This window comes from Phocaeicola sp. HCN-40430, from assembly GCF_037890285.1.
Classification (GTDB): Bacteria; Bacteroidota; Bacteroidia; order Bacteroidales; family Bacteroidaceae; genus Phocaeicola; species Phocaeicola acetigenes.
This window is the reverse complement of sequence record NZ_JBBKBS010000012.1, coordinates 72,569-93,687: the sequence shown is the minus strand read 5'-3', so window position 1 is coordinate 93,687 and position 21,119 is coordinate 72,569. Positions and strand designations below refer to the sequence as shown.

The following is a 21,119-nucleotide window of genomic DNA, read 5'->3' as shown; positions in this document are numbered from 1 at the left end:
TTCATATGCCATATTATGTGGTAGAGACATTTACTGAATATCCCTTTATAGAAGCGAAGCGATATACTGCTTCATGGCCGGCATAGCCTTCTGCACTTCACAATACAGTTTGTACTGATTACGGGTACGGTCCAGGTTGTGCGCCGGATAATCAGTACGATAATAGGTATCTCCATTTATATAGTCTGTAAGGAAGCGTACTGCCTGCATGTAGGGGAATAATGCTACCGCATAAGGCAGCAATTCTGTTTCGCAGGGAGTAAGAAAAGCTTTGGCCGATTCGATATATCCTTTTGCAAAAGCCTCAAAAATAGTTTGATTGAAAGATACTTTTTCTATATCAGGATCGTCTTCACGGGTGGTATTGGCTGCCGAACGAAGGAAATCACCAAAATCGGAAAAGACAAAGCTGGGCATTGTGGTATCCAAATCAATAACACAAAGCACATTTCCTTCTTTATCGAAAAGCATGTTGCTTACTTTGGTGTCACAATGACAAACACGTTTAGGTAATTTTCCCTCCCTATACAAACGCTCCGCACAGCACATTTCTTCGGCATCACGAAGTATATCATCTACCAGACTTTTTACCTCGTGCAGACGTCCTGCAGCATCAGCAGCTACTGCATCATTCAACTGACGCAGACGAAACTCCATGTTATGAAAATCGGGAATAGTTTCTCCCAAAGTTTCCGGCAAATCGGCAAGCATTGCCTCAAACTCACCAAATTTCAATCCTACCAGATAAGAAGATTCCGGTGTAACCGCATCTTGAGTAACCGAATCCGGAATAAATACAGAAACTCTCCAATAACTTTCTCCATCGAAAAAGTAAGTCGCTCCTGCAGCAGACGGAACAAAGCGTAATACCTTCCAGTCTATATCCTTTTCACCACGTTCTTCAAGCTTACGACGGATATGCCGGGTTACTAGTTCTATGTTATGCTGCAAAAGAGGAACATCTGTAAAGACCTGATGATTGATACACTGCAAAATATAATCGGGTGAAGCCGGTTCGGCTGTTTTTACCAAATAAGTCTGATTAATAATACCGGAAGTCAAAGGAGCAACTTCTTTCACGGTACCGATTTCCGGAAATTGACAAAGAATGTGTTCAAATGTATTCATAGTTGTCTAATATTTAGAGTAAACAAAAGTAAACGATTCCCTTTACATACGCAAACAGAAGTTCTAAAATAGTATTCTCTTAAGGCTTATATTCCTCTACAACAAGCAGTTCAACCTCGGCCTCATCTTCCGCTACCCGATTGATAACTGTTTTTACTTCTTCCCAGTCCAATTTTCCTAAACCGGCTGCGATACGGGGTAATGCTATCCGATCGATATGATGTGCTTTCGCCAACTCTACCATACCCGTCAACGATTGTTTTACAAAAGAAAGTTCCGCCCCAAGCCTCCAATGCTTTTCTGTACCCAAATTAAAGACAGCCTCTTTCTCATTCTTATACAAGTAAACGTCTCCGGGACAAAATTCTCCGACTTTACACCTGCGTAAATACTCCCGGTACATTTCCGGATAACGCTCTTTAAACTGTACAGCAATACCTCTCCCCATAGCTCCAGCACAATTGCACCCGTGCGCATAAGCATGTACTCCGGCAAGTTTGAAGATATTCCCTTTTGTTATATATGTAACCATCTATAGATTTTTTTATATAAAAACTGAAATAATCTATTGTGAAGTGATAAAGATATTAAATTTAATAATACACATAAAAAGAAAAAAGAGACCACCCATTCCCAAACAGAAAGAATTGTCTCTTTTTTCAGTGATTCCGCTGCGATTCGAACGCAGGACCCACGCCTTAGAAGGGCGTTGCTCTATCCAGCTGAGCTACGGAACCATCCTTGTGATTGTAAAGCTTTTGTGATTCCGCTGCGATTCGAACGCAGGACCCACGCCTTAGAAGGGCGTTGCTCTATCCAGCTGAGCTACGGAACCATCCTTATTTGCGGTGCAAAGGTAGTATATTTTTTTAAAATAACAAACAATGTCTTTTGTTTTTTAAACCAACCGGTCGGTTTAAAAACAAAAAGATTAAGAATAGCGTCTGGGATATCGGAACAAAATACTCAATAAAGCCACTCCTCCCAATACCATCGGATAATATAAATACTCCATTATATTAATAGGAGAAAGTCCGGCCAATTCAGCAGCAAAAAGCATTTGTGCTCCATATGGAATGAGTCCTTGTACTACACAGGAAAAAATATCCAAAAGACTGGCACTTTTCCGTTTGTCTATACGAAATTGCTCTGCGATATTGCTTGCTAATGGACCTACTGTAATAATGGCAATAGTATTATTGGCTGTGCATACATTCGCAAAACTTACCAAAGCAGCAATCCCTAATTCGGCAGCCCGTTTACTTTTTACACGCAATGTAAGACAATGCAACACATAATCTATTCCTCCATTAAAACGAATCAGTTCGAGCATTCCCCCTGCCATCAAAGTAATGACAATCAGTTCGCCCATACCGGTAATTCCACTTCCCATTGCCCCAAACCAACTGAACAGGTCAAACTGTCCGTATATCATACCGATTACTCCAGTAGAGATAAGTCCCAACAATAAGACAAGGACTACATTCACTCCAATCACTGCAGTGCCAAGCACAATGAGATAAGGCAACACCTTTCCCCACTCAATCTGCTGTACCTCGTTTACCGTTTCAATATGCATTCCATATATGATGTAATAAATACAAACCAACAAAGCAGCCGGTATGGCAATCATAGAGTTTACCCGGAATTTATCTTTCATCAGACATCCCTGTGTTCGGGTAGCCGCAATTGTCGTATCAGAGATAAAAGAAAGGTTATCGCCAAAGAAAGCACCTCCCACAACCAATGCTGTCATAAAAGCCATATCGACTCCTGTCTTCGAAGCAATACCGGTTGCCACCGGTACTAAGGCCACAATGGTTCCTACGGAAGTACCTATAGAAAGAGAAATAAAACAAGACGCAATGAAAATACCGGCTAACAGCAAATTGTCGGGCAACAGCATCAACGTCAGATTTACTGTTGCATCAATCGCTCCCATTGCCTTAGCCGAGTGAGCAAATGCTCCTGCCAGGATGAACACCCATATCATCAGCATGATGTTCTTGTTGGCAGCCCCCTGTGAATACTGCAATATGCGGTCGTTCAGGCTCAGCCCTTTTGTAGCAGCAACAGCATAAACAGATGCAACCAGAAACGCAACCGTGATAGGCACCTTATAAAAATCATTGACTATCAGTGATACCACCAGATAAAGGCATAGGAATACAACAAGAGGCATCAAAGCCCATCCATTCGGTTTATTTACAATCGGCGTCAGTTTCTTTACATCCATAGATCGTTGCTCTTTAAAAAAAACAGCGCAAAGATAGGAATTTATATTCAATCTACCTAAAGCGCTTCTTTTCAAGAAACTGATTTACCCTAAAATCATGACATTACCTGAATCTGACACATCTGCATGGCACGTAAGGCATTGGCATGACTCTCTGGGGTAACTCCTGCACAGCAGGATGCATCAACTGATATCGGTATCTCCGGGAAACGGGACTTCAAAATCATCGCATTGGATATGACGCAGATATCTGTGCACAAACCCACCAGTTCGATAGATTCTACTTCTCCTATGCCAGCAATCATATCCGACAGTTCCAAAGAACCAAATCCTTTCTTTTCAACGACAGGAGCACCCGCTTTATAAACTTCAGACAGAATCTCCCATCCCCAAGAATTTTTCAAGCAATGTTCTACCGGCAGGTTTCTACCCTCTTGTGTTTGCAAATAATTAGTGTCGTGTGTATCTTGGGTATATATCACCTTACCTCCTACACTCCAATACGAATCCACCTTCTTTCTCACATTTTCTACAATCTGTTTTGCTTCAGAAGTTCCTAAGGCTCCATCCACAAAATCGTGCTGCATATCTACTACAACCAATACTTTCATCACTCTAAATTTATTTATCAGGAATAAAAGTACAAATAAACAAAGACTTACCCAACAAGATACATCATATATATTTTCATAAAAGCTTCTTACTCCCATCCAAAAGTATTTTCATCCCAACCATACGGCATAGCCTAATCAGTGGCATTTTTACTAATTAAATACTACTATAACGAACTTTATGTTGTTAATATTAGATAATATACAATAATTCGTTATTTTTGCACGCATATCCCAAGAAAGAATATAACATCATGAAAGTAGCAATTATCAAATACAATGCCGGAAATATTTTTTCTGTACAGCACAGCTTACAGCGTTTGGGTATAGAAGCTCTGATTACTGCCGATAAAGAAGTTATATCCGGTGCCGATAAAATTATTTTTCCAGGAGTAGGACAAGCGGAAACAACTATGAATTATTTGCGCTCCCAGCACTTAGACCAGCTAATCAAAGAGCTGAAGCAACCGGTATTGGGTATTTGCCTGGGAATGCAGCTTATGTGCGATTATTCGGAGGAAGGAAATACAGATTGTTTGGGAATCTTTCATACACCGGTCAAGCGCTTTATTCCAACCCAACAAGAAGACAAAGTTCCTCATATGGGATGGAATACACTTACACATTTAGATAGTGACCTGTTTAAGGGGATGGAAGATAATGAGTTTGTATACTTCGTACATAGCTATTATGTACCGGTCAATGAATATACCGCTGCCCAGACCGATTATATCCTGCCGTTTAGTGCTGCCTTACACAAAGATAATTTTTATGCGACACAATTCCACCCGGAGAAGAGCGGAAAGACAGGAGAACAGATTCTTGTCAATTTCTTAAACTTATAATATAACTATATAAAACAAACAACCATGATAGAACTTATTCCAGCCATTGATATTATAGATGGAAAATGTGTACGTTTATCACAAGGTGACTATTCTTCAAAACAGATATATCATACTCACCCGGTAGAAGTAGCCAAAGAATTTGAATCTTATGGCATCAAACGATTGCATATTGTCGACTTAGATGGAGCAGCTTCTCATCATGTGGTCAACTATCGCATTTTAGAGCAAATAGCCAGCCGTACTTCTCTTGTCATCGACTTTGGAGGTGGTATAAAAAGCGACGAAGATCTCATCATCGCATTTGACAACGGTGCTCAAATGGTTACATTGGGTAGTGTAGCCGTGAAACAACCGGAGCTTTTCTCACGATGGCTTACTCAATATGGGAACGAAAAAATTATCCTTGGAGCTGATGTAAAAAATGAAAAAATTGCCATTGCTGGATGGAAAGAAGAAAGTTCACAAGAACTGATGCCTTTCTTGGAAAACTACCGTAGCAAAGGTATCTCAAAAGTATTGTGTACCGACATTAGCCGTGACGGAATGTTGGAAGGACCTTCTACAGCACTCTACCAGCAAGTTATGTCGGCTTACCCAGACCTTTACCTAATAGCTAGTGGAGGAGTCAGTAGTATAGATGACATTCTGAAGTTACACGAGATAGGTGTTCCTGCTGTAGTAATCGGAAAAGCGTTATACGAAGGACGTATTTCCATCAAAGAGTTAAGCCGTTACCTATAAACGTTTGAAAACAATACATATAATATGTTAGCCAAAAGAATTATCCCTTGTTTGGATATCAAAGACGGACAAACTGTAAAAGGTACCAACTTTATCAATCTCCGACAAGCAGGCGACCCTGTAGAATTAGGACGTATATATAGCGAGCAAGGAGCAGACGAGTTGGTATATCTGGATATTACCGCCAGCCATGAAAACAGGAAGACTTTTACACATCTTGTGGAACAGGTAGCAGCACAGATTAATATCCCTTTTACAGTAGGAGGAGGAATTCACGAGTTAAAGGATGTAGAACGGTTACTGAATGCAGGTGCCGACAAGATTTCCATCAACTCTTCAGCCATCCGTACTCCACAACTGATTGACGAGATAGCAAGACATTTCGGTTCACAGGTTTGCGTTGTCGCCATTGATGCCCGCCAAACCGAGCATGGATGGAGATGTTTTTTGAATGGAGGACGAATAGAAACAGATTTGGATCTATTTGCCTGGGCTCACGAAGCCAACGAACGGGGAGCAGGAGAAATTCTGTTTACCAGTATGGACCACGATGGCATTAAACGGGGATATGCCAACACTGCACTGGCTCAATTAAGTGAACGACTCACCATCCCTGTTATCGCATCGGGAGGAGCCGGCAGCAAAGAACATATAAAAGAAGCTTTTACAGAAGGAAAAGCCAGTGCTGCACTTGCTGCCAGTGTTTTTCACTTTGGAGAAATAAAAATTCCCGAATTAAAACAATATCTTTGCTCAGAAGGTATCAATGTAAGAATTTAAAAAAAGAACACATTATGACACTCGATTTCAAGAAAATGAACGGATTGATTCCGGCCATCATTCAGGACAATTATACCCAGAAAGTACTGATGCTGGGATTTATGAACGAAGAAGCCTACCGTAAAACAGTAGAAAGCAATAAAGTGACATTCTTCAGCCGTACTAAAAACCGTCTGTGGACTAAAGGAGAAGAAAGTGGAAATTTTCTCCATGTAGTATCTATACAGTCTGACTGCGACAATGATACTCTTCTCATCAAAGTACACCCCGAAGGACCGGTATGTCATACTGGAAGTGATACTTGCTGGGGAGAAAAGAATGAACAGGACATCATGTTCCTGAAAGAGTTACAAGATTTCATCGACAAACGTCATGAAGAGATGCCGGAGAAATCATATACCACTAGTCTGTTTCAGTCAGGCGTCAACAAAATGGCACAGAAAGTAGGGGAAGAAGCTGTAGAAACTGTCATCGAAGCATGCAACGGCACAGATGAACGACTCATTTACGAAGGAGCCGATTTGCTTTATCACCTCATCGTATTGCTTACCTCTAAAGGTTATCGCATCGAAGATCTTGCACGGGAATTGAAAGAGCGTCATAGTGAAAACTGGAAGAAGCATTAATCAAATTCAGTATACATGGAAGAAACACTTCTCATCTCTTATAAAGGAGTAGATATCAACCAGCAGGCCCTTGGTATTTTGAATCAGGTAAATTTCGAATTACACAAAGGAGAGTTCATCTACTTGATAGGAAAAGTAGGAACAGGTAAATCAACTTTTCTGAAAACTATCTATGGCGAATTGGACATTGCCGGAGGAGAGGCTACTGTATTAGGCTACAACATGCGTACTGTCAAACAAAAACAAATAGCTGATTTACGCAGAAAGTTGGGAATCGTTTTTCAGGATTTCCAGCTGTTGACAGACCGTTCTGTATACGAAAATCTGGAGTTTGTACTCCAAGCTACCGGATGGAAAAACAAGACCGACATACGCAACCGTATACAGGAAGTTCTGGAATTAGTAGGAATGAGCAATAAGGGATATAAGATGCCTAACGAACTATCGGGAGGAGAGCAGCAGCGTATTGTCATAGCAAGGGCCATCCTCAACAAACCTGAAATCATCATTGCCGATGAACCCACAGGAAATCTGGATATAGAAACAGGCAATAAAATCGTTGAGTTGCTGCATCAAATCTGCCAACAAGGCTCAGCTATTATCATGACAACCCACAACTTGAGTTTTCTCACAGAATATCCGGGAAAGGTATATCGATGTGAACAGCACAAGCTACAAGGAGTTAGTGATTTATAAAAAAAAGTCAACCATCGTACATTTTATTGATAAAAAAGAGTTTGTATTCATTTTATCACTATATTTGTACGCTAAAATTATTATAGAACAATTAAAAATTCGGAACAAGAAAATGAAAGTTTTAAAGTTTGGAGGAACATCGGTAGGCTCTGCTCAGAGAATGAAGGATGTTGCCAAATTGATTACTGACGGTGAACAGAAAATTGTAGTTTTATCTGCAATGTCAGGTACGACAAATACCTTAGTTGAAATTTCGGATTATCTTTATAAAAAGAATCCCGAAGGTGCAAACGAAGTCATCAACAAGCTGGAAGCCAAATATAAACAGCACATCGAGGAACTTTATTCTACCGAAGAATATAAACAGAAAACATCAGAATTTGTAAAATCTGTATTCGATTATATCCGTTCTTTTACAAAAGATTTATTTACTTTATTTGAAGAGAAAGTAATCCTTGCACAAGGTGAAATCATCTCTACAAATATGGTTACCAACTATCTGTGCGAACAGGGAGTAAAAGCTGTTTTATTGCCTGCATTGGAATTCATGCGCACAGACAAGAACAGTGAACCGGATCTTACATACATCCGCGAAAAACTTGCCGTACAGTTGGAAGAACATCCCGGACAGGAAATCTACATTACTCAAGGATTTATCTGCCGCAATGCATATGGAGAAATAGACAACCTGCAGCGTGGAGGAAGCGACTATACCGCTTCACTGGTTGGTGCGGCTGTCAATGCATCTGAAATTCAGATTTGGACAGATATCGACGGTATGCACGACAACGACCCACGTATTGTTGACCATACTTCTCCGGTACGTCAGTTGCACTTCGAAGAAGCTGCAGAATTGGCTTATTTCGGTGCCAAGATTTTGCATCCAACTTGTGTACAGCCTGCTAAATACGCTAATATTCCGGTACGTTTGCTCAACACTATGGAACCTACAGCTCCAGGTACACTGATTTCAAACGACACTGAGAAAGGTAAAATCAAAGCAGTAGCGGCAAAGGATAATATTACAGCTATCAAAATCAAATCGAGCCGTATGTTATTGGCTCACGGATTCTTGCGTAAAGTCTTCGAAATTTTTGAAAGCTACCAGACTGCCATCGACATGGTTTGTACTTCGGAAGTAGGTGTATCAATGTCGATAGACAACACCAAGCATTTGAATGAAATCATCGATGACTTGAAGAAATACGGTACTGTAACTGTAGACCACGATATGTGTATCGTATGCGTAGTAGGTGATTTGGAATGGGAAAACGTAGGTTTCGAAGCAAAAGCTTTGGATGCCATGCGAGATATTCCGGTACGTATGATTTCTTTCGGCGGAAGCAATTACAACATTTCTTTCCTGATTCGTGAGTCAGATAAGAAAAAAGCATTACAGTCACTTAGCGACGTATTATTTAATCATAAATAATTGATTATCCCTCATTGACATAAGCGGATGGTACGGTTTCACTCAAGCCGCGTCATCCGCTTTTATTTTTTTTACTTATAATATATAAAGACTAAACAAGTATGAAAGGAACATTTCCGATTAACAAATTCAGGGAACTAGAAACACCTTTTTATTATTATGATGCCAACCTGCTGCGCGACACATTGCAAGCAATAAAAACTGAAGCAGGAAAATATAGCAAATACTGTGTGCATTATGCAGTAAAAGCCAATGCAAATCCTAAGGTATTGAGCATTATCCGTGAAAGCGGACTGGGGGCAGACTGTGTGAGCGGAGGAGAAATCAAAGCCGCTATCAAAGCAGGATTTCCTGCCAGCAAGATTGTATATGCCGGAGTTGGTAAAACCGACTGGGAAATCAATTTGGGGTTAGACTATGATATTTTCTGCTTCAATGTAGAATCGGTACCCGAATTGGAAGTTATCAATGAACTGGCCGAAAAGAAAGGTAAAATGGCTCGCGTAGCTTTCCGTATCAATCCAGACGTAGGTGCCCATACACATGCCAATATTACTACCGGTTTGGCTGAAAACAAGTTCGGTATCAGCATGAAAGATATGGACGGTATCATCGACCGCGCTCTGGAAATGAAAAATGTCAGCTTTGTAGGCCTGCATTTCCACATTGGTTCACAGATTCTGGATATGGGCGACTTTGTAGCTCTTTGCAACCGTATCAATGAATTGCAGGAGAAACTGTATGCACGCCAAATCATTGTAGAACACATCAATGTTGGTGGTGGTTTAGGTATAGACTATGCGCACCCCAACCGTCAGCCAATCCCTGACTTTGCCGAGTATTTTGCTACTTATCATAAACACCTGCGTCTGCGCCCACAGCAAACCCTGCATTTCGAATTGGGACGTGCGGTAGTAGGACAGTGTGGTAGTCTCATCACCAAGGTGGTTTATGTAAAACAAGGCACCAACAAGCAGTTTGCTATTGTAGACGGTGGTATGACCGACCTGATTCGTCCTGCACTCTATCAGGCATATCACAAAATTGAAAATATCACTTCCGAAGAAGCTGTAGAAACATACGACGTAGTAGGACCTATCTGCGAATCATCGGATGTGTTTGGTAAAGCAATCGACTTGAATAAGGTGAAACGAGGAGACCTCATTGCACTGCGTTCTGCCGGTGCATACGGGGAAATTATGGCTTCGGGATACAACTGCCGAAACCTGCCACAAGGATATACTTCGGACGAATTAATATAAAAATATAACTCCATCTATATTTCATAAAAGACTGTTTCTGCATGAAGCAGTCTTTTTCTTTTTAAAGAGAACACAGCCCGATATTTTTCATTACTTTTGCACCGTTCAATGAAAAATAAACAATGGAAGCAACTGATATCTATACACTCTCTACCCTATCCATTGGGTTATGTGGAATACTATTTCTAATCCAGTTATATTATATCTTTGGTGTATACAACCGTATCCACTGTACTCGCCGCAACACCTCCTCTGCTCCGATACAATATCCTCCCGTTTCAGTGATTATTGTCACCAAAGACTCAGGAAAAGCATTAGAAGAAAATCTTCCGGCTATTCTCGAACAGGACTATCCGGAGTTTGAAGTTATTGTTATCAATGATAAGTCGGCAGGTGAAGACGATGACATCCTGAAGCGTCTGGCTTTACGTTATCAGAATCTTTATCAGAGCTTCATCCCGGAAAGTGCCAGATATGTGAGCCGGAAAAAGCTTGGCATAGCAATGGGAATACGCGCCAGCCGATACGAATGGCTTGTCTTTACAGAGCCTTATTGCCGTCCGACAAGCAAGAACTGGCTGAAAAGTATGGCTGGACATTTTGATGACAAGACTGATATCGTATTGGGGTATAGCAACTACCTGCCTCAATCCGGATGGTTTGCACGTAAAATTACAACAATCGAGTTCTTCCATTCTTTACGTTTCTTAGGCAGTGCTTTAGCCGGACGTCCGTATATGGGTATAGGACGAAACTTAGCATACCGGAAAAGCCTATACGAACGCCACAAAGGATTCTCCGACCACTTACAACTGCAACGTGGAGAAGATGACCTGTTTATCAATGCCGTAGCAAGAAAAGAAAATACACAAGTGGCTACAGAAGCAGAAAGTATCGTCCGCATGCCGGTACCTCCTTTTAAACGCATCTGGTACGAAGAACAAATGAATCATTTAGTTACCGGACACTATTACAAGGGTGTTTCCCGACTGATGAATGCCATAGAAACCGGCACATGCATTCTTTTCCAGTTGACTACACTCTGTGCTTTAGCATTAAGCATTTTCCAACAGTGGTGGACGGGGGTAGCCATAGCCTTTCTGCTTTGGCTGATACGCTTCGCATGCCTGATGATGGTTTTCCGAAATACAGCAAAAGACTTGCAGGAAAATCTTTGTTGCATATTCCCGTTCTTCGATATGGCTCGCCCGTTTTGGAGCATAGGTATGAAAATCCGCTATCTGTTCCGCACCAAAACCGACTTTATGCGGCGATAAGATTGGGGATAAGAAAAGCTTTTATTCTTTGTGATTTACTCCATAACCAAACAAAGCAAAATCGCCAAGACAAGGATCGCCGGGAAATACTTTTTCCAGTGCGGCTGTAATCTTTTTCGCATTGTTCAGCGAAAAGGAAGCACTTTCGGTCAGCCCCAACTGATAGGCCACCCTACACACGTGAGTATCTAAAGGTATGACGAGTTGCGAAGCCGACATGGTACGCCAGATACCAAAGTCTACCGGCGAACCGGTACGAATCATCCAACGCAAAAACATATTCAGTTTCTTCTGAGGACTGCGGTCGGAAACTCCTAAAAAACTACACAGTTGCTGCATGGGGATACCCTTGTATTCCTTCAAAGCATCTTCCAGTGTTTTTCCTGCAGCATATACTCTATATAGTTTTTCAAAATATCCACGAATATCGGCATAAGACAGCATACGATAAAAACTACGGCCATCCGATTCCGGAAAATCATCTCTCCATTTTCCGGACAAAACATAAGCCAACGGTGCATGCTCCATTATCTTATCCAGTTCATCGGCTTTCTTCAGAATCTGAATCCGGTTGCCAAAACTCAATACTGCTGTCAGCAATCCGCTGATTTCGATGTCTTCTTTCACCGTATACCGATGCGGAAACTGTACCGGATCGGCCGCTATAAAATCACTACAATGATACTCTTCCGCCCATTTACAGAGACAAGTATCCAATTCATTATTTATCATCATAGTAAATATAAAAAAAGCCATCCTTCGCTTACGCGCCGAATGGCATTTCCTTTTATTTCGTAGGTTACAATCAGTTGAAATAATAAAGGAAAGTAGCAATACCTTCGAGTGCTTTTTTCTTTTCTCCTTCTATTTCGATAGCAAACTTAATTTCAGCCTTTGCAGTACCACGCAAATTTACCAAAGAATGCAGATGAGCTACCATGCGGAGTTTCTGACCCGACAACACAGCCTGACCGAACTTCATTTTATCCATTCCGTAGTTTACCATCATTTTCAAGTTGTTCACCTCGATAATCTGATTCCAGAAATAAGGCAACAATGAAAGGGTGAGATAACCGTGTACGATAGTGCTCTTAAACGGACTTTCTGCTTTAGCTCTTTCTATATCTACATGAATCCACTGATGATCCAAAGTTGCATCAGCAAACTGATTAATGCGCTCCTGAGAAACTTCCAGCCACTCGGATACACCAATCTGCTGTCCCAACAGTTTTTCAAATTCTTCGTACGAATTAATAATTACTTTACTCATATAATAAGATTTTATTGATTACACAGTTACATATAAAGACTGGAAAAACACAGACAATAGTATACAACATTTCATAAAGCTTAAATTATAGTATACCAAGCTATAACCAATCTGTTGCAAAGATAGTGAAAACTCTACGAACTCTTACTTTACCGTATCATTTTATAATAAATTTTACACAAAACGAATAATGTTCTATAGCCGCCGACGTCGGCTGCAAAACCAACGACGCCGATTATACGGACAACGTCATCGGCTATGCGGACGACATCGTAGAACGAAATACGTTATTGCATACAGAATAATCTGATAAATAAACATTTCTATACTTCAATATCATACCTTCATATTCACACAAAAAAACTGCAATTCTCTCCTGAAATAAAAGTCCGAAGACCTTCAGGCAAGAATTGCAGCTATAATCAATAAAAAATAGTTTAATCTGATATTCAGAGTTCCTCGCATTCCTTCAGCCACAATGCCGAACTTGCATCACTCGGCATACGCCAATCGCCACGCGGACTAAGCGATACCGAACCAACCTTCGGACCGTCAGGCAGGCACGAACGCTTGAACTGCTGATTGAAGAAACGACGGCAGAAAGTAGTCAGCCATTTCTTGATAGTTTCGCGGTCGTAAACATCCTTAAAGGCTATCTCTGCCAGATAGAAAATCTTAGCAGGGCGAGAGCCAAAGCGCAGGAAATGATAAAGGAAGAAATCGTGCAACTCGTATGGACCTACCAGATCTTCCGTTTTCTGTTTAATGTTTCCGTTCTCGTCGGCAGGAATCAACTCCGGACTAATTGGCGTATCAATAATATCAAGCAAAGTAGCACGTGACTCTGCATCGACTCCTGTTTCGGCTACCCAAGTCACCAGATAGCGAACCAGTGTTTTAGGTATGCTGGCATTCACTCCGTACATCGACATATGGTCTCCATTGTACGTAGCCCATCCCAAAGCCAGTTCAGACAAATCGCCGGTACCGATAACCAATCCTCCTACTTTATTGGCATAATCCATCAGAATCTGTGTACGCTCACGAGCCTGACCGTTTTCATAAGTGACATCGTGTACATTAATGTCATGCTCTATATCTTTGAAATGCTGAATACATGCATCCTTAATGCTGATTTCTTTAGTGGTAACTCCCAAAGACTGCATTAAATCCAGTGCATTATGGTAGGTACGGTCGGTAGTTCCAAAACCAGGCATTGTAATACCTACAATTCCCTTACGGGACAGCCCCAGTTTATCGAACGTTTTCACACATACCAGTAAAGCCAGTGTAGAATCAAGTCCTCCGGAAATACCTACCACTACTGTATTGCAGTGTGTATGCACCAAACGCTTGGCCAAACCAGCTACCTGGATAGAGAAAATCTCCTCACAACGTTCGTCAAGCAGTTTGCCACCCGCAGGAACAAAAGGATGCGGCTCTACCTGACGTGTCAGATGCAAGTCTTTCACATTGACCATTTCAGCGCAAACACGCTTTACTGGCTGCTGACTGTAAGCCCGTACACTTGCGGCAAAAGTTGTATTGCCTAATCGTTCGCCGCGCAATCGTTCTACATCAATCTCACTGATGACCAATTGTTCTTCGAATGAGAAACGTTCGGATTCAGCCAACAGAGAACCGTTTTCGTAAATCAAAGCATTACCGGCAAATACCACATCGGTAGTCGACTCACCAAAACCGGAAGAAGCAAATACATATCCGGCCAGACAACGTGCCGACTGCTGAGCCAACAAAGAACGTAAATACTGGTGCTTGCTGATATTTTCTGTATCGGCAGACATATTGAAAATAATCTCTGCTCCTTTCAATGCCAATGTAGAACTGGGCGGAATCGTAGCCCATACATCCTCGCAGATCTCAACTCCAAAACATACATCGGAAGTCTCAAACAACAGGTTGGCGCTTACAGGAACCAACTGTCCACACAGACGGACTACAGTACCATCGGGGTGAGCAGTAGAAGAAGCAAACCAACGTTGCTCATAGAATTCCTTATAATTAGGTAAATAAGTCTTTGGTACTACTCCTAAAATTTTTCCTTTCTGAAAGACAACAGCACAATTCAGCAAGGTGGAATTTACCACTACCGGTAATCCCACAATGGAAATGATATCCAGTTGGCGAGTATTGTTCATAATCTGCATCAAGGCAAATTCTGCCTGCTCGAGCAGAAGTCCCTGCTCAAACAAATCTCCACAAGAATATCCGGTAAGATTCAGCTCCGGAAAGATAATAATCTGTACACCTTTCTCTTCTGCCTGAGTTATCTGTTTCTCGGTTTGTTGCGCATTGAACAAACAGTCGGCCACCTTCACTGAAGGAATAGCTGCCGCTACTTTTACAAAACCAAATTTCATATATCCTTACTTATATAAAACAAAGGTAAGAATTAAAAACGAAAAAGCCGGAAAAAGCATCCAATAAAACTCTTTATGAAAAGAAACACTCAAAATCAATTAATGTACAATAAAAGCCCATCCATGAAAATAACAGTTCTTGTAATGAACCAAAGAAACCAGTAAAACGTTGATTATATAAACTCTATTATACATAGAATTGAACAAAATTAAAAAGATATTATTTTTTAGGCTTGCATCTTGTTATTTAAGAAAATGTTTGTATCTTTGCCTTTGAATTAAAATTGTAACAATTACAAAAATCTAAATATAACATGAACGTTTACGAATATTTGCTTAGTTATAACATCAAGCCATCCGTACAACGCATAGCTATTATGGATTATTTGCTCAAGCACAAAACTCATCCGTGCATTGATGAGATTTATTTGGCTTTGTGTAAAGAGATACCAACTTTATCGAAAACTACTGTATACAACACGCTAAAGTTGTTTATCGAACACGGCGCAGCCAAAATGCTAACGATCGACGAACGAAATGCCTGCTTCGACGGAGAAATTTCTGCACATGCCCATTTCCAATGCAAAGTTTGCGGAAAGATCTATGATGTCCCTTATAAAGAAGAAACAGAAGAAGTAAAAACCTTGGAAGATAAAGGGTTTATAATAAACGAAACACATCGATATTACAAAGGAGTTTGCTGTGATTGTGCAACAAAATCCTCAAAAAATTAAATAGAAAAAATAACAACTAACTTAAAAAACTTTGTGATTATGAAGAAATTTATTTGTACTGTATGTGGTTACATCCACGAAGGTGAAACAGCTCCTGAAAAATGCCCATTGTGTAAAGCTCCTGCTTCTAAATTCAAAGAAATGGAAGAAGCTGCAGAAGGCGGTTTGCAGTTTGTAGACGAACACGTAATCGGTGTTGCTAAAGGTTGTGACGAAGAAATGATCAAAGACTTGAACAACCATTTCATGGGTGAATGTACAGAAGTTGGTATGTACTTGGCTATGAGCCGTCAGGCTGACCGCGAAGGCTATCCTGAAGTAGCTGAAGCTTTCAAACGTTACGCTTGGGAAGAAGCAGAACACGCTGCTAAATTTGCAGAATTGCTGGGTGACTGCGTATGGGATACAAAAACAAACCTGGAAAAACGTATGAACGCAGAATGCGGTGCTTGCGAAGACAAAAAACGTATTGCTACTCGCGCTAAAGCTTTGAATTTGGACGCTATTCACGATACAGTTCACGAAATGGCTAAAGACGAAGCTCGTCACGGAAAAGGTTTCGAAGGCTTGTACAACAGATATTTCAAGAAATAATCTTACGCAATATAGATTGTTTAAAGGCATCCTCAAAAGGGATGCCTTTTTTAATGTAGAGACCTTAATAAAGAGACATTTACTGAATATCCCGAATTAGTTGGCTAATTTTTTATTATTTACTGAATGTCCCTAAAAAACGCGACTTGTATCGTGACCTCACGTTACTTGTATCGTTGGCTTCTGTGACTAATCACGTAAGCTCACGATACAAGTAACGTTTTTTTAGCCATTAGACCGATTGAGAGGGGCTGTATCCATCTTCCGAAGAATACGTGGAAACTGCATGGCAAATATGGCAGTACAGCAGATGGCGGCTATTGCATCGGAGATTCCTTCTGCAGCAAAGACTCCGGTCATACCCATAAAACGTGGAAGCAGTAATGCCAGGGGAACCAGCAGAAATACTTTGCGGAGCAAGGCGATAAATACGGATACTTTAGCCTGTCCCAGTGCGACGAACATATTCTGACAAGCTCGTTGAAGTCCGAATATGGTCATACCTGCCAGGAAAATAGGCATGAGTTGGGATACGGTCTGGATGAGTCTTTCATCGTTGGTAAAGGCTGAGGCAATGGTTGATGGAAAAATAATCATGCATACAACTGATACGCAGTTGAAAGTAAACATCACCGTAACGGCCACTTTGAAACAGGATTTTACGCGTTCTCGATTATGATGCCCGTAGTTGTAACTGGCTACAGGAACAAAGCCTTGTGCAAAACCGGTCAGCGGTACACTGACAAACAGCATCGCACTTTGCATGATGGCCAGTGCACTGATATAAATGTCACCGTATGCCTTTAAGGTTCCGTTCAGGACAAAGCCTACCAAGCTTTCTGTGCTGGCCATAATAAAAGGGGATACACCTAAGGCCAAAATGGAGAGAACCACATTCCTGTTCAGCTGCATGTATTTTCGTTCCAGTCGGAGAGAGGCACGCGAAGAGGTGAGAAAAGAAAGTACCCATATTGCACTACAAGCTTGAGAGAGTATCGTAGCCAGAGCAGCTCCCTTTACACCCATCTGAAAGGTGAAAATAAAAAGTGGATCGAGAATGATGTTGAGTAAGGCTCCGATGAGAACCGAGTACATGGCAATAGTCGGACGTCCCTGGGTATTGATAAAGGGATTTAGTCCTACAGATACTTCCACAAACAGAGTTCCCAAAAGATAAATAGACAAGTAATCCATTGCATAACCGATTGTATGGTCGGAGGCACCTGTAAAGCGTAGAATCGGTTCCATGAACAGATAAGTCAGTCCGGAAGTGAGAGCCGTAAAAATAAGCAGTAGTACAAATCCATTACCTAAAATTCTTCCGGCACGCACACGATCGCCTTGCCCCAAGGCAATAGCGGCCAGTGGAGAGCCACCAGCCCCTACAATAGCCGAAAATGAGGAAATAAGAATTATAATGGCTCCAGTTACTCCAATGCCGGCTAAAGCATCAGTTCCTATGTGGGGAATATGCCCGATATAAATCCGGTCTACAATGTTGTATAATAAGTTCACCAACTGAGCAGCTACTGCCGGAAGTGCCATCTTGAAGACAAGAGGTAGTATCCGGTCTGTACCTAAACGTTCCTCGTATCGGTTGTTCATGTGATTACAGTTTACTTTATGTTGTCCTTATCTGTCTCATCTGATGGGACAGGAGATGGAGTAGCAGAGGGTGAGGAAGCAGTTTTTGGGTTTTGTACCTTTCGCTTTTTACTTCGCCGTGTTTTTTCCCATGCTGCTTTGCGCGCTTCGTATAGCTCGCGTTGCCTTTCCAGATAATTGTCGGCCATATTATATTTCTTTTATTTATAGTCTGGTAGTTTTATTAAGAAGATAATGGTCAAGAATGGTCATGGCTGCCATTGCTTCTACAATAGGAACGGCACGAGGAAGTACGCAGGGATCGTGTCTGCCTCTGGCTTTCAGTATCGTTTCATTTCCCAAACGGTCTACGGTAGGCTGTTCCATAAGAACCGTAGCCACAGGTTTGAAGGCTACTCGGAAATAAATATCTTCACCGTTACTGATACCACCTTGTATTCCTCCTGAACGGTTGGTACGCAAGGCAATCTTTCCATTCTCATTATAGAAAATATCATTTTGCTCACTTCCTTTTTGCTCCATGCTGCCGAATCCTTGCCCGTATTCAAATCCTTTTACGGCATTAATGCTAAGCATCGCATTACCCAAAGCTGCATGCAGTTTTCCGAATACAGGCTGACCCAATCCTATAGGGCATCCTTTGATTACACAACTGATGACACCTCCGATAGTATTACCTTCTCCTTTTATTTTATAGATATAATCAGCCATTTTTGCTGCCAGTTCCTGATCCGGACAGCGTACTGAATTTTCTTCTATTCGGGTAAGGTCGTACTGTGTGTAGTCTTTTTCTAAAATGTAAGGGCCCACTTGAGAGGTGAAAGCGGTTATCTGGATACCCAGCTGGCGCAAAGCCAATTTGGCTAATGCACCGGCTACCACTCGTGCAATAGTTTCACGGGCAGATGAACGACCTCCACCACGGTGGTCGCGTATGCCATATTTTTCTGTATAAGTATAATCTGCATGCGAGGGACGATATACATCCTTCATGTTGTCGTAATCGTTGGAGTGCTGATTTGTATTCCATACAGCAAAACCGATGGGACATCCGGTTGATACTCCTTCATAAATACCGGAAAGGAATTCTACTTCGTCTGCCTCTTTACGGGCTGTCGTAATGGCAGACTGTCCTGGCCGGCGACGGTTCAACTCTTGCTGGATAAAATCCATATCGATTACAATTCCTGCAGGGAATCCATCGATTACTCCTCCTATTGCTTTACCATGCGACTCTCCAAAACTTGTGAGTCGGAACAGATTTCCGAATGTATTGTTGTACATGTATTTGTCTTCTCTTATTAGATAATCTACGTTTAAAACTTACTTCCGGCTCCACCGCCTCCAAAGTCTCCTCCTCCAAAATCTCCACCGCTGAAGCCACCACCACGACTGCTACCTCCAAATCCACCTCCAAAGAATGGACCTCCTAAGAAAGGACCACCGCTTCCACCATGATGATGGAAATCGTCGTCTCTTTTACGTTGCTGTCGTCGTTGAGTATATCCGCAATTGTTGCAGCGGTATACTGTTTCTTCCGTGCGTATTCCGTTTATTCGCTCTATGGTGCGGCTGGAGAGCGGGCGAAGTGTGTGCTTGTGGCAATTCGGACATTTGTTGCGTTGTCTTACCATATACCATAAGGCCAATGGGACAACTACGAAGCAGCAAATCAAGATGCCTATCAGCAACAAACCGCTTTCTCCTTCTGATGTTTGTGATGTCAGAGGAGTACCCGTTCCGTCTAGCTGCTTGCGTATAGCTTGTACACCAGCCAGCATACCTTGATCCCAATTGCCTTCGGAAAAATATTTGTTCATATACCTTTCCTGGATACGTTTACAGAGTGCGTCGGGCAAGTCGCCTTCAAGTCCGTATCCTGTAGCGAACTGAATGCATCTTTCTCCTGTGACCAGTAGAATTACCAGCCCGTTGTCTTTCCCTTTCTGGCCTACGCCGTTTTCTCTTCCTAACCGGTATGCAAAGTCAAAGCAGTCGCCTCCTTCTATTTGGTTGACTGCTACAACCAAGGTTTGTATTCCGGTTTGTTGCTCCAGCCGATAAAGAGTAGTATCGATTGCCATTACAACTGCATCCGATAAAATGCCATCCGGATTGCTGACATATCGCATACGGTTTTCAAGATGAACCATAGGGACATCTTCTACCCGATATTCCTTTGCTGTTGCGTACAGACAACTGAGTTGAAGTAGCAGGAGGTATAAGAAGGTTTTCAGTTTCATAAAATCAGAATTTTACTTCCGGCGCTTTTTCGCTGCCTTCTTCAGCTTCAAAGTATGGATGCTTTTCGAATCCGAGCATACCGGCTACGATATTGCGTGGAAACTTACGGATCGCCGTATTATATCCACGTGCAGTTTCGTTGAATTTACGACGTTCTACACTGATTCTGTTTTCAGTACCCTCTAACTGTGCTTGTAGTTCTTTAAAGTTTTCGTTGGCTTTCAGTTCAGGGTAGTTTTCTGTTACAGCCAGCAAGCGGCTCAGTGCACTGCCTACTTCACCTTGTGCACGCTGGTAAGCTTGCATCTTTTCCGGAGTCAAATCGTCTATGCTTACAGTAGTCTGTGTAGCTTTAGCGCGTGCAGATACTACAGCATCGAAGGTCTCTTTTTCGTGTGCAGCATATCCTTTAACTGTATTAACCAGATTTGGGATAAGGTCTGAACGGCGCTGATACTGGTTTTCTACGTTGCTCCATGCTGTACTGACAGCTTCTTCTTGAGCTACCATCGAGTTGTAAGTAGAAATGAAGTATATTGCAATGACAGCAATAACTGCAATAATGATAATCCAAGTTTTTTTCATGCTTTTGTTTTGTTTTTGATTTGTTTGCTTACAAACATACACAAAATTGCTGGAATAACCGAACGGGGA

General features: G+C 41.6%; 21 protein-coding genes and 2 tRNA genes. 10 read left to right on the top strand and 13 right to left on the bottom strand.

The window, feature by feature from the left end; translation table 11 throughout:
- Positions 1-45: 45 nt before the first annotated feature.
- The 6 genes from WKU26_RS07290 to WKU26_RS07265 form a co-directional block, all read right to left on the bottom strand.
- Positions 46-1,128 carry a phosphotransferase enzyme family protein gene (locus WKU26_RS07290; RefSeq protein ID WP_340321456.1) on the bottom strand — a complete coding sequence of 361 codons (1,083 nt, stop codon included), beginning with the start codon at positions 1,126-1,128 and terminating at the stop codon, positions 46-48.
- 79 nt (positions 1,129-1,207) lie between these two features.
- A complete protein-coding gene (locus tag WKU26_RS07285; protein WP_340321455.1) occupies positions 1,208-1,660 on the bottom strand; it encodes a macro domain-containing protein in 453 nt (150 codons plus the stop codon).
- Positions 1,661-1,791: 131 nt separating this feature from the next.
- A tRNA-Arg gene (locus WKU26_RS07280) sits at positions 1,792-1,865 on the bottom strand.
- Between the two features lie 24 nt (positions 1,866-1,889).
- A tRNA-Arg gene (locus tag WKU26_RS07275) sits at positions 1,890-1,963 on the bottom strand.
- Positions 1,964-2,059: 96 nt separating this feature from the next.
- Positions 2,060-3,364: a Na+/H+ antiporter NhaC family protein gene (locus WKU26_RS07270; RefSeq protein ID WP_340321454.1), complete on the bottom strand. Its 1,305-nt coding sequence runs from the start codon at positions 3,362-3,364 to the stop codon at positions 2,060-2,062.
- Between the two features lie 95 nt (positions 3,365-3,459).
- Positions 3,460-3,975, bottom strand: a complete 516-nt coding sequence (locus tag WKU26_RS07265) for a cysteine hydrolase family protein (RefSeq protein ID WP_340321453.1) — start codon at positions 3,973-3,975, stop codon at positions 3,460-3,462.
- Positions 3,976-4,229: 254 nt separating this feature from the next.
- Here WKU26_RS07265 and hisH point away from each other — a divergent pair, with 254 nt between their 5' ends.
- The 8 genes from hisH (at position 4,230) to WKU26_RS07225 (ending at position 11,637) form a co-directional block, all read left to right on the top strand.
- On the top strand, positions 4,230-4,820 hold the full coding sequence (gene hisH, locus WKU26_RS07260) for an imidazole glycerol phosphate synthase subunit HisH (protein WP_269878179.1): 591 nt from the start codon (positions 4,230-4,232) through the stop codon (positions 4,818-4,820).
- 24 nt (positions 4,821-4,844) lie between these two features.
- A complete protein-coding gene (hisA, locus tag WKU26_RS07255) occupies positions 4,845-5,564 on the top strand; it encodes a 1-(5-phosphoribosyl)-5-[(5-phosphoribosylamino)methylideneamino]imidazole-4-carboxamide isomerase (RefSeq protein WP_340321452.1) in 720 nt (239 codons plus the stop codon).
- Between the two features lie 24 nt (positions 5,565-5,588).
- Entirely contained in the window at positions 5,589-6,344 is a 756-nt protein-coding gene (gene hisF / locus WKU26_RS07250; protein WP_340321451.1) for an imidazole glycerol phosphate synthase subunit HisF, read from the top strand.
- An 11-nt stretch (positions 6,345-6,355) separates the two neighbouring features.
- Positions 6,356-6,970, top strand: a complete 615-nt coding sequence (gene hisIE / locus WKU26_RS07245) for a bifunctional phosphoribosyl-AMP cyclohydrolase/phosphoribosyl-ATP diphosphatase HisIE (RefSeq protein WP_340321460.1) — start codon at positions 6,356-6,358, stop codon at positions 6,968-6,970.
- A 15-nt stretch (positions 6,971-6,985) separates the two neighbouring features.
- A complete protein-coding gene (locus WKU26_RS07240; protein WP_340321450.1) occupies positions 6,986-7,666 on the top strand; it encodes a cell division ATP-binding protein FtsE in 681 nt (226 codons plus the stop codon).
- A 112-nt stretch (positions 7,667-7,778) separates the two neighbouring features.
- Complete coding sequence (locus tag WKU26_RS07235) at positions 7,779-9,098, top strand: aspartate kinase (protein WP_340321449.1); 1,320 nt, start codon at positions 7,779-7,781, stop codon at positions 9,096-9,098.
- 101 nt (positions 9,099-9,199) lie between these two features.
- Positions 9,200-10,360 (top strand): diaminopimelate decarboxylase, encoded by a 1,161-nt coding sequence (gene lysA / locus WKU26_RS07230; protein WP_340321448.1) that lies wholly within the window; start codon positions 9,200-9,202, stop codon positions 10,358-10,360.
- A 122-nt stretch (positions 10,361-10,482) separates the two neighbouring features.
- A complete protein-coding gene (locus WKU26_RS07225; protein ID WP_340321447.1) occupies positions 10,483-11,637 on the top strand; it encodes a glycosyltransferase in 1,155 nt (384 codons plus the stop codon).
- A gap of 21 nt (positions 11,638-11,658) precedes the next feature.
- Here the strand turns inward: WKU26_RS07225 and WKU26_RS07220 are convergent, their stop codons facing one another.
- The 3 genes from WKU26_RS07220 to WKU26_RS07210 form a co-directional block, all read right to left on the bottom strand.
- Positions 11,659-12,372 carry a TIGR02757 family protein gene (locus WKU26_RS07220; RefSeq protein WP_445323223.1) on the bottom strand — a complete coding sequence of 238 codons (714 nt, stop codon included), beginning with the start codon at positions 12,370-12,372 and terminating at the stop codon, positions 11,659-11,661.
- Positions 12,373-12,442: 70 nt separating this feature from the next.
- On the bottom strand, positions 12,443-12,907 hold the full coding sequence (locus WKU26_RS07215; RefSeq protein WP_340321446.1) for a MaoC family dehydratase: 465 nt from the start codon (positions 12,905-12,907) through the stop codon (positions 12,443-12,445).
- Positions 12,908-13,356: 449 nt separating this feature from the next.
- Positions 13,357-15,288 carry an NAD(+) synthase gene (locus WKU26_RS07210; protein ID WP_340321445.1) on the bottom strand — a complete coding sequence of 644 codons (1,932 nt, stop codon included), beginning with the start codon at positions 15,286-15,288 and terminating at the stop codon, positions 13,357-13,359.
- A gap of 314 nt (positions 15,289-15,602) precedes the next feature.
- Here WKU26_RS07210 and WKU26_RS07205 point away from each other — a divergent pair, with 314 nt between their 5' ends.
- The gene (locus tag WKU26_RS07205; protein ID WP_340321444.1) at positions 15,603-16,022 is read left to right on the top strand and encodes a Fur family transcriptional regulator; all 420 of its coding nucleotides are present in this window, start codon (positions 15,603-15,605) and stop codon (positions 16,020-16,022) included.
- 39 nt (positions 16,023-16,061) lie between these two features.
- Positions 16,062-16,616, top strand: coding sequence for an NADH peroxidase (locus WKU26_RS07200; protein ID WP_269878166.1), 555 nt, complete (start codon positions 16,062-16,064; stop codon positions 16,614-16,616).
- Between the two features lie 225 nt (positions 16,617-16,841).
- Here WKU26_RS07200 and WKU26_RS07195 read toward each other — a convergent pair whose 3' ends face one another.
- The 4 genes from WKU26_RS07195 to WKU26_RS07180 all read right to left on the bottom strand — a co-directional run bounded on the left by WKU26_RS07195 (position 16,842) and on the right by WKU26_RS07180 (position 21,050).
- Positions 16,842-18,221 (bottom strand): MATE family efflux transporter, encoded by a 1,380-nt coding sequence (locus WKU26_RS07195; RefSeq protein WP_340321443.1) that lies wholly within the window; start codon positions 18,219-18,221, stop codon positions 16,842-16,844.
- Positions 18,222-18,425: 204 nt separating this feature from the next.
- Positions 18,426-19,505 (bottom strand): chorismate synthase, encoded by a 1,080-nt coding sequence (gene aroC / locus WKU26_RS07190; RefSeq protein ID WP_340321442.1) that lies wholly within the window; start codon positions 19,503-19,505, stop codon positions 18,426-18,428.
- A 32-nt stretch (positions 19,506-19,537) separates the two neighbouring features.
- Positions 19,538-20,464 (bottom strand): TPM domain-containing protein, encoded by a 927-nt coding sequence (locus tag WKU26_RS07185; protein ID WP_340321441.1) that lies wholly within the window; start codon positions 20,462-20,464, stop codon positions 19,538-19,540.
- Between the two features lie 4 nt (positions 20,465-20,468).
- Positions 20,469-21,050: a LemA family protein gene (locus tag WKU26_RS07180; RefSeq protein WP_340321440.1), complete on the bottom strand. Its 582-nt coding sequence runs from the start codon at positions 21,048-21,050 to the stop codon at positions 20,469-20,471.
- Positions 21,051-21,119 lie beyond the last annotated feature (69 nt).

Bases quoted from the DNA above. Each gene is read 5' to 3' on its own strand.
- WKU26_RS07200 (WP_269878166.1), top strand. From the start codon at position 16,062: ATGAAGAAATTTATTTGTACTGTATGTGGTTACATCCACGAAGGTGAA.
- WKU26_RS07195 (WP_340321443.1), bottom strand. From the start codon at position 18,221: ATGAACAACCGATACGAGGAACGTTTAGGTACAGACCGGATACTACCT.
- WKU26_RS07180 (WP_340321440.1), bottom strand. From the start codon at position 21,050: ATGAAAAAAACTTGGATTATCATTATTGCAGTTATTGCTGTCATTGCA.
- WKU26_RS07290 (WP_340321456.1), bottom strand. From the start codon at position 1,128: ATGAATACATTTGAACACATTCTTTGTCAATTTCCGGAAATCGGTACC.
- hisH (WP_269878179.1), top strand. From the start codon at position 4,230: ATGAAAGTAGCAATTATCAAATACAATGCCGGAAATATTTTTTCTGTA.
- aroC (WP_340321442.1), bottom strand. From the start codon at position 19,505: ATGTACAACAATACATTCGGAAATCTGTTCCGACTCACAAGTTTTGGA.
- WKU26_RS07240 (WP_340321450.1), top strand. From the start codon at position 6,986: ATGGAAGAAACACTTCTCATCTCTTATAAAGGAGTAGATATCAACCAG.
- WKU26_RS07185 (WP_340321441.1), bottom strand. From the start codon at position 20,464: ATGAAACTGAAAACCTTCTTATACCTCCTGCTACTTCAACTCAGTTGT.
- WKU26_RS07265 (WP_340321453.1), bottom strand. From the start codon at position 3,975: ATGAAAGTATTGGTTGTAGTAGATATGCAGCACGATTTTGTGGATGGA.
- WKU26_RS07210 (WP_340321445.1), bottom strand. From the start codon at position 15,288: ATGAAATTTGGTTTTGTAAAAGTAGCGGCAGCTATTCCTTCAGTGAAG.
- WKU26_RS07235 (WP_340321449.1), top strand. From the start codon at position 7,779: ATGAAAGTTTTAAAGTTTGGAGGAACATCGGTAGGCTCTGCTCAGAGA.
- WKU26_RS07205 (WP_340321444.1), top strand. From the start codon at position 15,603: ATGAACGTTTACGAATATTTGCTTAGTTATAACATCAAGCCATCCGTA.
- hisF (WP_340321451.1), top strand. From the start codon at position 5,589: ATGTTAGCCAAAAGAATTATCCCTTGTTTGGATATCAAAGACGGACAA.
- WKU26_RS07270 (WP_340321454.1), bottom strand. From the start codon at position 3,364: ATGGATGTAAAGAAACTGACGCCGATTGTAAATAAACCGAATGGATGG.
- WKU26_RS07225 (WP_340321447.1), top strand. From the start codon at position 10,483: ATGGAAGCAACTGATATCTATACACTCTCTACCCTATCCATTGGGTTA.
- lysA (WP_340321448.1), top strand. From the start codon at position 9,200: ATGAAAGGAACATTTCCGATTAACAAATTCAGGGAACTAGAAACACCT.
- WKU26_RS07285 (WP_340321455.1), bottom strand. From the start codon at position 1,660: ATGGTTACATATATAACAAAAGGGAATATCTTCAAACTTGCCGGAGTA.
- hisA (WP_340321452.1), top strand. From the start codon at position 4,845: ATGATAGAACTTATTCCAGCCATTGATATTATAGATGGAAAATGTGTA.
- WKU26_RS07220 (WP_445323223.1), bottom strand. From the start codon at position 12,372: ATGATGATAAATAATGAATTGGATACTTGTCTCTGTAAATGGGCGGAA.
- WKU26_RS07215 (WP_340321446.1), bottom strand. From the start codon at position 12,907: ATGAGTAAAGTAATTATTAATTCGTACGAAGAATTTGAAAAACTGTTG.